This is a genomic window from Thermostichus lividus PCC 6715 (assembly GCF_002754935.1).
Classification (GTDB): Bacteria; Cyanobacteriota; Cyanobacteriia; order Thermosynechococcales; family Thermosynechococcaceae; genus Thermosynechococcus; species Thermosynechococcus lividus.
This window is the reverse complement of sequence record NZ_CP018092.1, coordinates 1,946,494-1,960,517: the sequence shown is the minus strand read 5'-3', so window position 1 is coordinate 1,960,517 and position 14,024 is coordinate 1,946,494. Positions and strand designations below refer to the sequence as shown.

General features: G+C 53.5%; 13 protein-coding genes and 1 pseudogene. 4 read left to right on the top strand and 10 right to left on the bottom strand.

Annotated elements, in window-relative coordinates:
* Positions 1–5: 5 nt before the first annotated feature.
* A pseudogene (locus tag BRW62_RS15315) lies at positions 6–1,566 on the bottom strand (ferredoxin--nitrite reductase).
* A gap of 483 nt (positions 1,567–2,049) precedes the next feature.
* A complete protein-coding gene (gene egtC, locus BRW62_RS09620; protein WP_227517354.1) occupies positions 2,050–2,904 on the bottom strand; it encodes an ergothioneine biosynthesis protein EgtC in 855 nt (284 codons plus the stop codon).
* Between the two features lie 107 nt (positions 2,905–3,011).
* Between egtC and BRW62_RS09615 the strand changes: the two genes are divergently transcribed.
* A complete protein-coding gene (locus BRW62_RS09615) occupies positions 3,012–3,722 on the top strand; it encodes a DUF2232 domain-containing protein (RefSeq protein ID WP_099799249.1) in 711 nt (236 codons plus the stop codon).
* Here the strand turns inward: BRW62_RS09615 and fni are convergent.
* Both fni and BRW62_RS09605 read right to left on the bottom strand, forming a co-directional pair.
* Entirely contained in the window at positions 3,719–4,747 is a 1,029-nt protein-coding gene (gene fni / locus BRW62_RS09610; RefSeq protein ID WP_227517353.1) for a type 2 isopentenyl-diphosphate Delta-isomerase, read from the bottom strand. The genes BRW62_RS09615 and fni overlap by 4 nt on opposite strands.
* A gap of 54 nt (positions 4,748–4,801) precedes the next feature.
* A complete protein-coding gene (locus tag BRW62_RS09605; protein WP_198405988.1) occupies positions 4,802–6,400 on the bottom strand; it encodes a serine protease in 1,599 nt (532 codons plus the stop codon).
* A 146-nt stretch (positions 6,401–6,546) separates the two neighbouring features.
* Between BRW62_RS09605 and gltX the strand changes: the two genes are divergently transcribed.
* The gene (gene gltX / locus BRW62_RS09600) at positions 6,547–8,004 is read left to right on the top strand and encodes a glutamate--tRNA ligase (protein WP_099799247.1); all 1,458 of its coding nucleotides are present in this window, start codon (positions 6,547–6,549) and stop codon (positions 8,002–8,004) included.
* Here the strand turns inward: gltX and BRW62_RS09595 are convergent.
* The 6 genes from BRW62_RS09595 to BRW62_RS09570 all read right to left on the bottom strand — a co-directional run bounded on the left by BRW62_RS09595 (position 8,001) and on the right by BRW62_RS09570 (position 12,370).
* Positions 8,001–8,510, bottom strand: a complete 510-nt coding sequence (locus tag BRW62_RS09595) for a pentapeptide repeat-containing protein (RefSeq protein WP_099799246.1) — start codon at positions 8,508–8,510, stop codon at positions 8,001–8,003. The two genes, gltX and BRW62_RS09595, sit on opposite strands and share 4 nt — an antisense overlap.
* 128 nt (positions 8,511–8,638) lie before the next feature.
* Positions 8,639–10,303, bottom strand: a complete 1,665-nt coding sequence (locus BRW62_RS09590) for a hypothetical protein (protein WP_227517352.1) — start codon at positions 10,301–10,303, stop codon at positions 8,639–8,641.
* A gap of 137 nt (positions 10,304–10,440) precedes the next feature.
* Positions 10,441–10,644, bottom strand: a complete 204-nt coding sequence (locus BRW62_RS09585) for a phycobilisome linker polypeptide (RefSeq protein WP_099799245.1) — start codon at positions 10,642–10,644, stop codon at positions 10,441–10,443.
* Between the two features lie 144 nt (positions 10,645–10,788).
* Positions 10,789–11,274, bottom strand: coding sequence for an allophycocyanin subunit beta (gene apcB, locus BRW62_RS09580; protein WP_099799244.1), 486 nt, complete (start codon positions 11,272–11,274; stop codon positions 10,789–10,791).
* A 56-nt stretch (positions 11,275–11,330) separates the two neighbouring features.
* Positions 11,331–11,816 carry an allophycocyanin subunit alpha gene (gene apcA / locus BRW62_RS09575; protein ID WP_099799243.1) on the bottom strand — a complete coding sequence of 162 codons (486 nt, stop codon included), beginning with the start codon at positions 11,814–11,816 and terminating at the stop codon, positions 11,331–11,333.
* Between the two features lie 236 nt (positions 11,817–12,052).
* The gene (locus BRW62_RS09570) at positions 12,053–12,370 is read right to left on the bottom strand and encodes a DUF3067 family protein (protein WP_099799242.1); all 318 of its coding nucleotides are present in this window, start codon (positions 12,368–12,370) and stop codon (positions 12,053–12,055) included.
* A 135-nt stretch (positions 12,371–12,505) separates the two neighbouring features.
* Here BRW62_RS09570 and petC point away from each other — a divergent pair, with 135 nt between their 5' ends.
* Positions 12,506–13,048 (top strand): cytochrome b6-f complex iron-sulfur subunit, encoded by a 543-nt coding sequence (gene petC / locus BRW62_RS09565; protein WP_099799241.1) that lies wholly within the window; start codon positions 12,506–12,508, stop codon positions 13,046–13,048.
* Positions 13,049–13,065: 17 nt separating this feature from the next.
* Entirely contained in the window at positions 13,066–14,001 is a 936-nt protein-coding gene (petA, locus tag BRW62_RS09560) for a cytochrome f (RefSeq protein WP_099799240.1), read from the top strand.
* Positions 14,002–14,024 lie beyond the last annotated feature (23 nt).

The window sequence follows — 14,024 nt, the reverse complement described above, 5'->3', positions numbered from 1 at the left end:
TATCTTTAGTGCACCACCATGGCCACCGCAGGGGTAGTAGCAGGCGGGGTATCCGAGGTAATGGGTCGCGCCCCAAAGTGCTCAATTAACAGTTGCCGTAGGACGTCGGGTAGCTCATCGCAGGGGATGGCTTTTTTGACACAGGTTCCTAACTGGGCGTCTTTGCCTACTTTGCCTCCCATGTACAGATCGACCGCATCAACGGTTTCGCCATTCCGGCGGGTTTTGGTGCCCATCAGGCCAATGTCGGCAACTTGGGGCTGGCCACAGGAGTTGGGGCACCCTGTCCAGTGGATGCGCACCGGTTGCGGCAGCACCAGTTGTTGATCCAGCCAGCGAGCTAACGCAAGGGCACGGTTTTTGGTTTCAATGAGGGCAAAGTTACAGAATTGCGCCCCGGTGCACGACACCAACGATCGCTGCAAGGGTGGCGGTTCTAACTGAAATTTTTGTAACAGGGGTTCTTTAAGTAGGCTAGGTAGCACTGCATCGGGAATATGGGGGATGAGAATGTTTTGCTCAACGGTGAGGCGGACTTCCTTTTGGCCGTAGGTTTGGGCAAGGCGCGCCAATTCGTAAAAGTCTGGGGCATAGAGCCGCCCTACGGGCACATGCAGGCCAACATAATTAAGTCCTCGCTGTTTCTGACGGTGTACTCCCAAGTGATCCCGTTTGTCCCAGTCAATTTCATCGTTAGGAGCGGCACTCAATAGCTCAAAGGGCAGTTTCGCCGCCACTTCAGCGCGGAATCGATCGATCCCCCATTCATCGATGAGCCACATCAGGCGAGCTTTTTGGCGGTTGCCGCGCAGCCCATGATCCCGGAAGAGTTCTAAAATAACTCGGCACAGTTCGACAACGGACTCATCGGGGGGAACCCAAGCATTGAGGGGAATAGCCGCAGCGCAGCGCCGGGCAGAGAAAAAAGCCACCCACTAAGACATTAAACCCCAGCCGCCCTTCGCGGTAGGCAGGAACAAAGGCAACATCATTAATTTCCGCGTGGACGGAATTATCCCGCCCCCCCTCGATGGCAATGTTGAACTTGCGCGGTAGGTTCGTGAACTCAGGATTCCCTTGGCCGTTGTTGGTGATCATGGCCTGCAACTTCATGATCAGCGGGCGAGTATCAATGAGTTCGGCAGCATCAATGCCTGCAACAGGTGAACCGGTCAAGTTGCGGACGTTATCCATCCCTGATTGCACAGATGTTAGGCCGCATTCGTGCAACTGCTGAAGAATGCTGGGAATATCCTCAATGGGCACGCCGCGAATCTGAATATTTTGGCGGGTGGTAATGTCGCCGTTGCCGTGCTCACCATAGCGATCCACAATGCTGCCGAGGGTGTGCAATTGTTGACTGGTGAGAATGCCGTTGGGTACCCGCAGCCGCATCATGAACTTGCCTGGGGTGACGGGGCGAAAGAAAACCCCCAACCACTTCAAGCGCACATCGCGATCGGCTTCGGGAATGTTTTCCCAGCCAATGGCAGCAAAGTGCTCTAACTCATTTTTGACGGCAAGGCCATCTTTCTCACGTTTGATGGTTTCAATTTTGTTGCTCACGGTCTTAGCCTTTGCGTCTCGTTGGGTAACTTGACCCCCAGTTTAGGGAGCTAGACCATGAATTTTTGTAAATTCAGCTACATTTTTCTTGCTATTATGCAACTTATGTATTAAGCATATACGTTACTTGTATTAATCGGCTCTACCCAGCGACTCGGCCAGCAACCAGCTATGGACTTATTGCTTCAGGGACGCGAAGAGTTCACGAATTACAAGCGGCAGCGCTTCTGGTGAAATATGCTTGCCTAAAGCAGTACCTAATGTTGGGTTTTGATACGTCTGTTCGTAATACCTGTCCTCCTGCAACAAAACCTAATGTGGTAGTTCTAAAGATGTGAGGATAGGGAAGGCGACGTTATCTCAATTACATCTTGGCAACGACTTCGCTGACCTGCCCTTGCTGTCACTCCACTCATATCGTCAAGAACGGCAACATCCATAATGGCACGCAGGCCTTTAATCAGGAAAACGTTATCATTTGTGCTAGAAGGAGTAGGTTTCCGGTTCACTTTGCAAGCTCATCAACAGCAGCTTATTTTCCGGTAGCGGGTACCACTGGTTTTCCTGATCTAGCGGCTCAGAGGCTACTTGCAGTTTTTCGGCATCCTGACTCCAGTAGAGGGTGGGGGGAGGCACCGATCGCGCACAGCGCCCCGCCAAAACATACATGCCATCGGTGAGAATAATGGCGGCACTCACACTGGTACGCGCTGCTTGGGCAAGGGAAAAAATAATCTGTAGGGTTTGCCGTAGCACCATCACGGGCGACAGTTGCGGGTTCAAGACAAGCTCATTGCAAAAGAGAGCAAAGATGTGTTCTGAATCTGTCGAGCCTTCGACAATGTTGTAGCAAATATCCGAGAGGCGATCGCGCATTGGCCGATACAAGGTCTGGCGAAAGTTATCGATAAAGCCATTGTGAACCCCCAGCCAGCGTCCCCAACGAAACGGTTGGGTATTGGTGATCTGCACAGGCTGGCCGACGGTGGCACTGCGGACATTGGCCAGAAAACAGGGAGCGTCGATGAAACGGCTCAGATGCTCTAAAAAGTTAACATCGTGCCACATGGGCATCACTTGCCGATATAGATAAGGCAGCAGATCCTGACGGGTGTGGTACCAGCCAACTCCAAAGCCATCGGCATTCAGGAGTCCCGAGGTCATCTCGCGGGGGTGATAACTTTGCACCAGTAAGGAATGGGGCGCATCCACAAGGGCGTAGGCAAGGCTTGTTTTGCGCCCCATATAGGCGTAGAGACGACACATAGGTTCAATCGTAAAATCTATTAAAGGTCGGACGTGGCTAGGCTGAAGCGCGAGGGGGTCATCGTTGATCATAACCAGACACCAATGCCTGTGGGGGATAGGATGCATCCAGTTTGGTAGCTGGCAACAAGACTTGCTAGAGTGTTAACACAGCGTTGTAACCCTGACGACACCTTTGGATGAAACCCACCGATCCCTTGGATGATGATTTTCCGGCAGTGCCCCCCATCGCTTCCCATGAGCACGCTCAAGCCCTAGGGCGATCGCAGGTACAGCGTACCTTGGTCATTACTGAAACTGCCTTTCTGGCGAGTACCGCTGCCTTGATGTGGGTGATTAACTTTTATCTGCCGGTCGGTCCGGTGCTGCGCCTCTTTTTCCCCATCCCCATTGCCTTGGTGTATCTACGCTGGGGGCGGCGTGCCGCATGGATGGCCGCCATCGTCAGTGCGCTGCTGTTGTCGGTGTTGATGGGGCCGCCGCGCAGTCTGCAATTTTTGCTGCCCCACGGCATCATGGGGGTGATCTTTGGCGGCTGCTGGGCAAAACAACAAGGCTGGGGACGGTCTATCCTGAGTGGGGCGGCGATCGGCACGGCGGGGTTTTTCTTTCAAATTACGCTAGTCTCAATCCTTTTAGGAGAGAACCTGTGGATTTACTTTAATCAACAGGTAACAAATTTTATCGATTGGGTACTGGTGAACCTCAATCTAATGCTGGAACCAACGGTCACCCTTATCCAAGTGGTTGCGCTGCTGCTTGTCTTTTTGCAGTCCACGGTCTATGCCTTGGTTGTCCACATTTTGGCATGGACACTTCTAGAGCGCCTTGGCAACCCCATTCCGGATCCGCCCCCGTGGCTACGAGCCGTTTTGGAAGAGCCTCGCTAGCAACGCTCAAGGCAAGGGCGTTGCTGCAGGTGGGCAATACTCTGGTTCCCCGTACAAAACAAGATGGTTTTTAACTCAGCCAAAATTAGCTCAATGCGTTCGTAAAGAGCGTTCTCTGATTGGTGGGCAGCTTGCAAAAAGGGTCGTGCCAAACCCGCTAGATTCGCTCCTAAGGCTAAGACCTTGGCCACATCAGTTCCGTGCTGTAGCCCACCAGAGGCAATCAGGGGAACCTGCGGCAACCTAGCACGAATTTGCTCAATACAGGTCGCTGTGGGAATACCCCATTCTCCAAAGGCTTGGCCGAGGTAGCGTTGCCGTTGATCGTGAGCACGGGCAGCTTCCACTTTCGCCCAAGAGGTACCGCCAGCGCCAGCAACATCAATGGCAGCAACCCCTACGTCTATGAGCCGCTGTGCCACCTCACCACTGATGCCATTCCCCACCTCTTTAACGATGATGGGGACGGGTAAGGTCTGGCAGAGCATGGCAATTTTCGGCAGTAGCCCCTTAAAGTTGCGATCGCCCTCGGTTTGCACCGCCTCCTGCAGGGGATTTAAGTGCAAGATCAAGGCATTCGCTTCCAGCATCTCAACAATTTTTTGGCACTCTGCCACCCCACAGCCATAGTTCAACTGCACTGCCCCTAAATTTGCCAAGAGGGGGATGGTTGGGGCGTCTTGGCGGATCGCAAAGGTGTCGCGCACCTGCGGTTGCTCCAGCATAACCCGCTGTGACCCTACCCCCATGGGAATGCCAATCTGTTGGGCAACCCGTGCTAGCCGTCGGTTAATTTCCCCAGCGTCGGGGGTGCCGCCGGTCATGGAGGAAATCAGGAGGGGAGCCGCCAGGGGCCACCCTAAGAAGGTGACCCGCAGGTCAATATCGGCAAAGTCCAGTTCCGGCAGGGCGCAGTGGCGAAAACGGTAGCGCTCCAGCCCTGTGGTGCTCTCCTTGGCGGCTACATCATCACTCATACAAAGCTGGAGGTGCTCTGCTTTCCGTTGCTCTATGGGGCTGTCCACCGTGGGTTGTTCCTTATGGCTGGTTGTACTGGCAATTGTGCAGTTATGGTAGCCCTAGAGGCGTTCAATCTCACGAATCACACTCATCAATTCTTCATAGGATTCGCGATTGCCTTGGCGGCGATACAACTCCGCCGCTTGGCGCAGATCCGGCAAGCTTGCCCGCGGGTTTTCTTCCAGCAGGTAGGTGACTCCGCGTACGGCAAAGGGCATCGGATCGTTGGGGGTGAGCCGCGCTAGCGCTTCCCAACTCGGGCGGCTGAGGGCATAGTCGCCCATCAAAAAGGCGGCGACACCTCGGAGCAAATGGTAGTCGGTGCTATTGGGATTGGCGGCAATCAGCTGATCAAAGGCAGGAATGCTTTGGCGAAAATCACCACTTAAAAAGAGTGCCAAGGAGCGAATGACTTGAAGATCACTGTTATTGGGGCTAATGGCTAGACTGCGATCAATATCGGCGACTGCGTTGCCAAAGTTACCCAGCAACAAATTCAAAAAGCTACTGACACCATAGGCTTCCGCATAGCTGGGGTTCAACGCTATGGCTTTGGCAATATCCTGCTGTAGGGTTCCGGGTCGCTGGGCGACATTGCGGCTAAAGGTTTCTAGCAGGGGGGTTGGTGGGTTCGGTGGAAAGGCATCTTTGAGGATGGGGTTGCCTTGGGTGAGGCGGCTGAGGTGTTTAACCCCCAGCTCTTCGCCCAGTTGGGTAAAGTCTTGGTTGGGTACAAGGGCAAAAAACTGGGCAACGGCACGGCCAAGGTAGGCTTCGGCGTAGTTGGGATTCAGGGCGATCGCCTGAGTGTAGGCTTCGGCAGCCCCAGCAAAGTCTTTTTTCTGAAAGCGAGCTTCAGCGGCTAGGAAGTAGTCCGCTGGCTTCATGGGCAAACTGGGGGGGGTGTTTGCAGTGGCGATCGCCGGTGAACCGCCGGTTCTAGGCAAGGAGGGTGGTGTAGCAAGGCTGACGTAGGTGTTGATGGGAATCCCTAAGTTAAAGCCCCGCTTCACAAACACACTATTGGTCTTGCTGCCCTCTTGAATCAGGGTCGAGGCGACATCCCCACTGCCGTGCACCCCAATGAGTCGGCCATTTTCATCCAGCACAGGCCCACCGCTCATCCCCGGCAGAGTGGCATTGCTATAGACCAATGCATACCCATCTTGGATCGGGCGTGAGGCATTGGCGGTAAGTCGCCCCTCCGTAAATTGGTAAATGCCGCCGAGAACGGAGGCATTTTGGGAGGGAAACCCAGCCACAAAAACGGTCATGCCTTCAATGGCCTCCGTAGAGTTGCCGAGGGTGGCTAGGGCATACTCCCGGTTGGTTTCAATTTCTAGGGTTGCTAGATCAACCCCCGGCAATGGTCGAATGGAGTTGGGTTTAATGGTATGGCGCTGGCCATCAGCCGTTTTGACCGCATACTCGCCGGGCTTTTCGACAACGTGGTGTGCGGTGAGGATGGTATAGGTATTGCCGCTGCGCTTGAGTAAAATACCGGAGCCATGGCTGCCCTTGCCCTCAATGAGGACGGTGATATTTTTGGCAATGCGAGCCACTTCGGTTACGGATGCCGCGTGACTTGCCCGTGGCTGCACAATCTCTACACTGGCGATCGCCATCCCTAGAACTGCCCACACGGTCCAGCGAGCCATACCAGCACTCCCAAGCCATCTAAAGGTATGTCACCCCTATCTTACCGCCTTGATTTGGCAGACGCTAAGACGCGGTGTGGCACAAGTCCTAAGGGCTGTGCACGGTACTGATAGGATCAAAAAGGCACGTGGTCTTGAGGTTAGCCGTGACAGTTCGGGTTCGCTTAGCACCTAGTCCTACGGGACATCTCCACATTGGCACAGCACGCACCGCCGTGTTTAACTGGCTCTATGCTCGCCATGAGGGGGGAACCTTTATACTGCGGGTGGAAGATACCGATCGCGAGCGCTCTCACCCCGCCTATACCCAAAATATTCTCGATGGCCTGCAGTGGCTAGGCTTGCAGTGGGATGAAGGCCCCATCTTTCAGAGCGATCGCCTCGCGCATTACCGTACGGCGATTCAATCTCTCCTCGACCAAGGCTACGCCTACTATTGCTACTGCACCCCCGCAGAACTCGATGCCCTACGGACAGAGCAAAAGGCAAAGGGGGTAGCGCCTCGCTACGATAACCGCCACCGCCACTTAACCCCTGAGCAGCAGGCTGCCTTTGATGCAGAAGGACGGATGCCAGTGATCCGCTTCAAAATTGACGATGATCGGGTTATCCAATGGCAGGATCGAGTGCGGGGGCTGGTGTCATGGCAAGGTGCGGATCTAGGCGGTGACATGGTCATTGCCCGGGCGGCACCCCGCGGGGAGATTGGTTACCCCCTCTATAACTTAGTGGTGGTTGTGGATGACATTGCTATGGGGATCACCGATGTGATTCGCGGTGAAGATCACATTGGCAACACGCCAAAGCAACTTCTACTGTACGAAGCGTTGGGGGCACCACCGCCAACCTTTGCCCATACCCCTTTGATCTTGAACCAAACGGGTCAAAAGCTGTCTAAGCGAGATGGGGTGACCTCTATCTCAGAATTTCGCGCCATGGGCTATCTCGCCCCCGCCATGGTGAACTATATGACCCTGCTGGGCTGGTCTCCCCCAGAGGGTATTGGCGAGCTGTTTAGCCTAGAGGTAGCAGCGCAGCACTTTAGTTTCGAGCGCATTAACAAAGCGGGGGCTAAGTTCGACTGGGATAAATTGAACTGGCTGAATCGTCAGTACATTCAACAACTGGATCGTGAGTCTCTGTTGCAGATGTTGATTCCCTTTTGGCAAGAGGCAGGCTACACCTTTGACCCCCAAGGCGATCGCCCGTGGCTGCTACTGCTAGCAGAACTCTTGCAACCCAGCTTGAATACGCTACAGGAGGCCGTGTCCCAAGCAGCGCTGTTTTTTGTCCCTGAGGTGACGCTAGATAGCGAGGCAACCACACAACTGGCGCAACCCCAAAGCACCGAAATTATTGCTGCCATTGCCAGCCAACTGAGCCAACAAACCTCTTTTAGTGTGGAACTCGGTCAACACCTTGTGCAGCAGACCACCAAGGCACTGGGGGTAAAAAAAGGTGCGGTGATGCGATCGCTGCGAGCCGCCTTAACGGGTGCGGTACACGGCCCAGACTTAATGGTGACTTGGCAAATCCTGCACCTGCGGGGTTGGGATCAGTCTCGCCTCAGCGCCGTCCTTCAAGATGGAGCAACCACTGCCTAGGGCTGCCTTGATTCGTCAAACAGGGTCTGACTGAGATTGGCACCGCTGAGGTTGGCGCGATCTAGGTCGGCACCCTTCAAATTAGCGCCGCTGAGGTTAACATCAATCATGTTTGCCCCTTTCAGCACCGCGTTTTCAAGGTTGGCACCCGCAAGGTTGGCGTTCACCAAATTGCTCAGCGTCAGGCGTGTCCCCACTAACTGGGCACCCGATAGGTCGGCATTCACCAAAATAGCAAGGTAAAAGCTGGCACGGCTGAGGTTGGCATTTTGCAGGTTCGCCCCAAACAGGTTTACCCCAGCAAGGTAAGCACCTTCCAAATTTGCCCCCGCCAAATTTGCCTTAAAGAGATTGGTATCCATCAAATTCGCCCCCCGCAGGTCGCAGTTGGGGCACTGGCGCGTCTGTAGCAATTGGCGCACATGAGCCGGGTTTTCAGCAGCAGCCCTAGACGCAATTCCCAGAGACAGACTACCGATAAGCGTCACTAGAATTATTTTGCCCATGACTGAGTCCTCGTAATGCTCCCCTCGGCTTGCGCCAAGTCGCAGTGTATAGCAAATCACGCCCCTTGCCTATGCCAACTGGCGCTCCGAGGACGCTGTGAACCGGGAAAAGCATTGCAGGAGGAGCCTCAAACATCCGCTTCCATGGGGTTAAGGGCGCGGTTGACTAAGGCTTGTAGGGTGGGTAGCTGCTGGGTATGGGGGCAGTAGTAAAGGTTGACGTTGCCGCGATCGGTATCTTCCCAAAACTTAGGTTGGGCCTGCCGCAGGCGATCGCAGTTTTGTAAAAACGCCCGCCTAAAGGTTTCGGTGCCAAGAATACTCGCATCTTCAACAATATCGGCCACGATGCGCTCTGCTAGGCGTAGCTGCTGCCGCTCTAGATAAAATAAGGCCAAGCCCATTTGTAACAGTCTCACACCAGTACTTTTACTGCTGGGGCGATCGCCATTTTGGGGCTGACTCAACTCTGGTGGGTTGTCAAGGCGCAGCATTTCTTCAAGCAATTCTAGTTGCAGCGCCTCATCCCACTCCTCTTCGTTCACAAGAATCAAAATTTTCTTTAGCTCAGCTGCAAACACATCAACAATAAAGAAAAGGGCAGGGCTATGGTGGGCAAGCTGGTAAATTTCATTGCCATACTGCCGCAGATAGTGCACACTTTTTTGGACAATGTAAGGGCGGCGATAATACACTAAACTTTCAATGAATCGGCGATAATGAAAGGCAAGATTGTACAGGTTACGGGCTTCATTATGGCGGTTACCGTGCTTGATGGTGAACCGCAGCATCGTATTAAAGCGAATAACCATTAACTCCAGCAGATCATCATCACCTTCGTTGAGAATGGCCTGGGCGATCGCGCACATTTCTGAGCCACACAGTGAGGCTAAATTAAACTCGTTTTCCTCTAGAAAGCGGACGTAGGCATTGCCCAAAAGGCGAAAGCATTTTTGTTCATAGAAACTATGCTGCTCCTCAATTTGCTTAAACTGATCAAACATCGTCTTGAAAGAAATATCAGCCGCCACAGAGCTACTGAGGCGAAAAAAATAGGGCGTATAGCTCTGCTTTAGGCAAATATAGTGCTGTAGTAAGCCACTCATCGCCTCAATAATTTCTGCTTGCGGCCCGCGAAAGGCAACGTAGGTGAGCAGAGCATCCAGTTGGTTTAGCCCTTCGATTAAGTAGGATTGGCTGCGCCGCACCAGTCGCGGTTGATACTGCTGCTGCCCTAAGACCCCTTTTAACCGTGTCATAAAGTGATGTTGGCGTTGATAGATCTGCTGCACAACACTTTCTGGTTGAATGGACTTGAGAATGTAGAAGATATAGGGTAGAGCCGTAATAATCGCAAGGGGAAGTAACCCATAGAGATTCAGCAGCGTGCTACCAACGGGATGGGCACCGAGATCCCACAACACGTTAACATAGAGAATATGGGCACCACTGAGGGCTAGGCACCAGACATAAATAAGACTGATCCAATCATTCAGATACAGCTCAGTAATTTTAGGAATGTTTTGAGCTGCAATGGAAACGACAATAATCAGCGTGCCAAGGGTCAGGCCAATGACCGCTAGCCATACCTCTGGGGCAAAAGCAACATCAATTTCAACACTAGAGCTGCCCAAGAGGTGTGCAAGGTCGGGACTGTAGGCACTGAGAATAACTAAAAGGCGATTCACGGCCACATCCAAACCGGCGATCGCCCCGAAGCTAATGACAAATGCCACAAGGGAGCGCGGTAAGCCATCAATGGCATAGCTGAGCAGCCAATGGCGCAAACCCATCAATAGTTCTCAGTGGTGTTGACTAAACAATAAAAACCAAAAACTCCACCGCTGTGATGATCGTCAAAGCAAGTTTTGCACTGCTCAGACGACTATCCTAGCGGTGAAGTCTCTACTAGGCGTAGGCAAGGGCAAGTTTAGGCCAGACCCGTGTTGATGCCCGGCTTACCGGTCGAAAGCTCCACTTTCACAATTTTGCCACCCATTTTCTGGATGCGTTGCTGCTCGCGGAACCAGTTTTCGTAGGGCACCAGCTTCGTGAAGTAGGTATTCTGTAACTCGCGCTGCGTACGAATGCGAGTCTGGCTCGGAACGCAGGCGGTGATTTTGAACATGCGCATGGGATCAGTGACTCCAAATCTGCGTAGGGTGATTACACGTCTGGGAGCTAAAGGCCAGAATCAGACTGTTTAAGCAGAATTGCCATGACAGGCTGACACCCTAACCCCTAACTCCCAGACAGGCGTGCTACTGGAGAGCCGTAATTAGCTTAAACCAGAGCAGATGTAGTCGAAGTAGATGCCCATTTCCTTACCGGCATCGGCACCCACCAAGCTGGCGGTAACTTCTTTCATGGCTTGGATGGCTTGCACGGTGGCAGCAATAGGCACACCCAAGGAGTTGTAGGTCTCTTTCAGACCATTGAGTACCCGCTCATCGAGAATCGAGGGATCACCTGCCAGCATCGCATAGGTGGCATAGCGGAGGTAGTAGTCGAGGTCGCGGATACAGGCGGCATAACGACGGGTGGTGTACATGTTGCCACCGGGGCGGGTGATGTCAGAGTACAGCAGCGACTTGGCTACAGCTTCTTTGACGATACCAGCGGCGTTGGCACTGATCACCGTGGCTGCACGAACGCGCAGCTCGCCAGTGGCGAAGTAGGCTTTCAGTTTTTCCAGAGCAGCGGTATCAAGGTATTTGCCCTGAACGTCAGACGAGTTGATGACAGCGGTAATCGCGTCTTGCATGGTTCGTTTTCCTCAGAAGATTTTCTAGTGATGGATACAGTTCAAGCGCACGAGACCTACTGCATGGCCCCAATGACGAAGTCAAAGTAAGAACCAGCTTCGGCAGCATCTTCAGCAGAGAGCAAGGAGGCAGCAACGTTTTTCATCGCCCGTACCCCTTCTGCAACCGCCGGAATGGGGGTGCCCAAGGAGTTGTACATTTCCCGCACGCCCACCAAGCCAATTTCTTCGATGGGGGTCACATCGCCAGCAACGATACCGTAGGTGACTAACCGCAGGTAGTAGTCAAGGTCGCGCAGACAGGTGGCGGTCATTTCTTCACCGTAGGCATTGCCACCGGGGGAGACCACATCAGGACGTTTTTGGAACAGTTGATCGCCAGCTTGCTTAACAATCCGCTCGCGGTTTTCCGTCAGGGTTTGGGCAATGCGCAGACGACGCTCACCAGTACTGACAAAGCTTTTGATGCGATCCAGTTCGCCGGGGCTGAGGTAACGGGCCTCGGCATCAGCATTCACGATCGATTTCGTGACGACGCTCATTGAGTTCCTCCAAAGTTGGAATTGTAAAACAAGGGGCTTGATAATGTGGCATCTGCCATCGGAATGCTACGGTAACCACTGACCTCCTGCGAGGTTGGCTGTGGCACTGCCCCCCTAGGGCTGACGTAACCTTCCGCAAACATTCTCAGGCATAGCGGGGACATGTCTCACATCATCGCAATCCTTTTTAACATTTTTAACATTTTTTCAAACTTATACGGCCAAGCCAGCTCGACCTACTCCAGCCATTCGATGATGCGGGTTCCCAGTTCAAGGGGAATACTCACGGCTTTCCCAAGGCGGGGTTTTTCGCGGGTTGTTTCGAGGTAGTGGCACACCTGCTCGGTGCAGCCCCAATCGTTGAGATGCTGGGCGATCGCCGCCAAATGAGCAGCATAATCTTCGGGGCTATCGGGGTAGGAGGCTTGCTCAAGGTAGCGCCACATCACCTGCAGGAAAATGCGATCGCCGGCGCGGCGGAACTGTAGATCGAAGGAGCGCCCCCATTTGCGTAACAGTAGAGCGTGCAGTGCTTCGCCAGTGAGGAGAGTCATCGCCAGCAGCAAAAACCTAAAGGGTAATGTTTGCGGAATTGATCGGCATTCGATCGGCGGGAGTGTGATAATAGTTAACAAACGTAATTATTTTACGGCTGTCTATTTCGATTCCTTAGTAAATAAGCGTAAACCATGGCTCAAGTTTCTGGAATGTCTGATGTGCCCGATATGGGGCGACGGCAGTTTATGAACCTCCTGACCTTTGGTACCATCACTGGTACAGCGTTGGGAGCGTTGTATCCGGTTGTGAAGTACTTCATTCCGCCCTCCAGTGGCGGCACGGGGGGTGGCGTTGTCGCCAAGGATGCCTTGGGCAATGATATTAAGGTATCTGACTATCTGAGTAAGCATATTGCGGGCGATCGCTCCCTCGCCCAGGGTATTAAAGGGGATCCCACCTACATCATCATTACCGACGATCACCAAATTGCTAACTACGGTCTGAACGCCGTTTGCACCCACCTTGGCTGCGTGGTGCCTTGGAACGTCAGTGAAAATAAATTCATTTGCCCCTGTCATGGTTCGCAGTACGATAGCACCGGCAAAGTAGTGCGCGGTCCGGCTCCCCTCTCGTTGGCCTTGGTCAACACGAGCATTACCGAAGACGACAAACTTGTCTTTTCGGTATGGACAGACACCGATTTTCGCACGGGTAAAGAACCGTGGTGGACTTAAAAGACTTAGGGAGTGGTATGAAACGTTTCTTGCAATCTTGCACACTGGCGATCGCCCTTGCCGCCAGTTTATTGCTGTGGGCACCCCGCGCCGATGCCTACCCATTCTACGCACAGCAGGGCTATGACAGCCCCCGTGAAGCCACAGGGCGGATTGTTTGTGCCAACTGCCACCTAGCGGCTAAACCCACTGACGTGGAAGTGCCCCAGGCGGTAACCCCTGATTCGGTCTTTGAAGCGGTGGTCAAAATCCCCTACGACACCAGTGTGCAGCAGGTGTTGGGGGATGGGTCTAAAGGAGGCTTAAATGTTGGAGCAGTGTTGATGCTGCCTGAAGGCTTCACCATTGCCCCTCCGGATCGCATTCCTGAAGACCTCAAGGCCAAAACCAGCGGTGTGTTCTACCAGCCCTACAGCGAGGATAAGCAGAACATTATCTTGGTTGGCCCGCTGCCGGGTGAGCAGTACCAAGAAATTGTCTTTCCGGTGCTAGCTCCCAACCCCGCCAATGACAAGTCCATCCACTTTGGCAAGTACTCTGTGCATGCGGGGGGGAACCGCGGTCGCGGCCAGATTTATCCCACGGGCGAAAAGAGCAATAACAATGTCTTTACTGCACCGATCGCGGGTACCATTACCAGCATCAGTACCAATGGGGATGGCAGCAGTGCCGTGGTCATTACCGCGGACAGTGGTGACACCGTTACTGAAACCGTTCCCCCAGGGCCAGAGCTCATCGTTAGTGAAGGTCAAGCCGTTGCGGCAGGGGAGGCCCTTACCACCAACCCGAATGTGGGAGGGTTTGGTCAGAAGGATACTGAAATTGTGCTGCAAGACCCCAACCGGATTAAGTGGTTACTAGTCTTCTTTGCCGCCATTACCCTCTCGCAAATCCTCTTGGTTCTGAAGAAGAAGCAGGTGGAGAAAGTGCAAGCGGCGGAAATGAATCTCTAGGAGTTCTATTGCGCGCCCTTTGT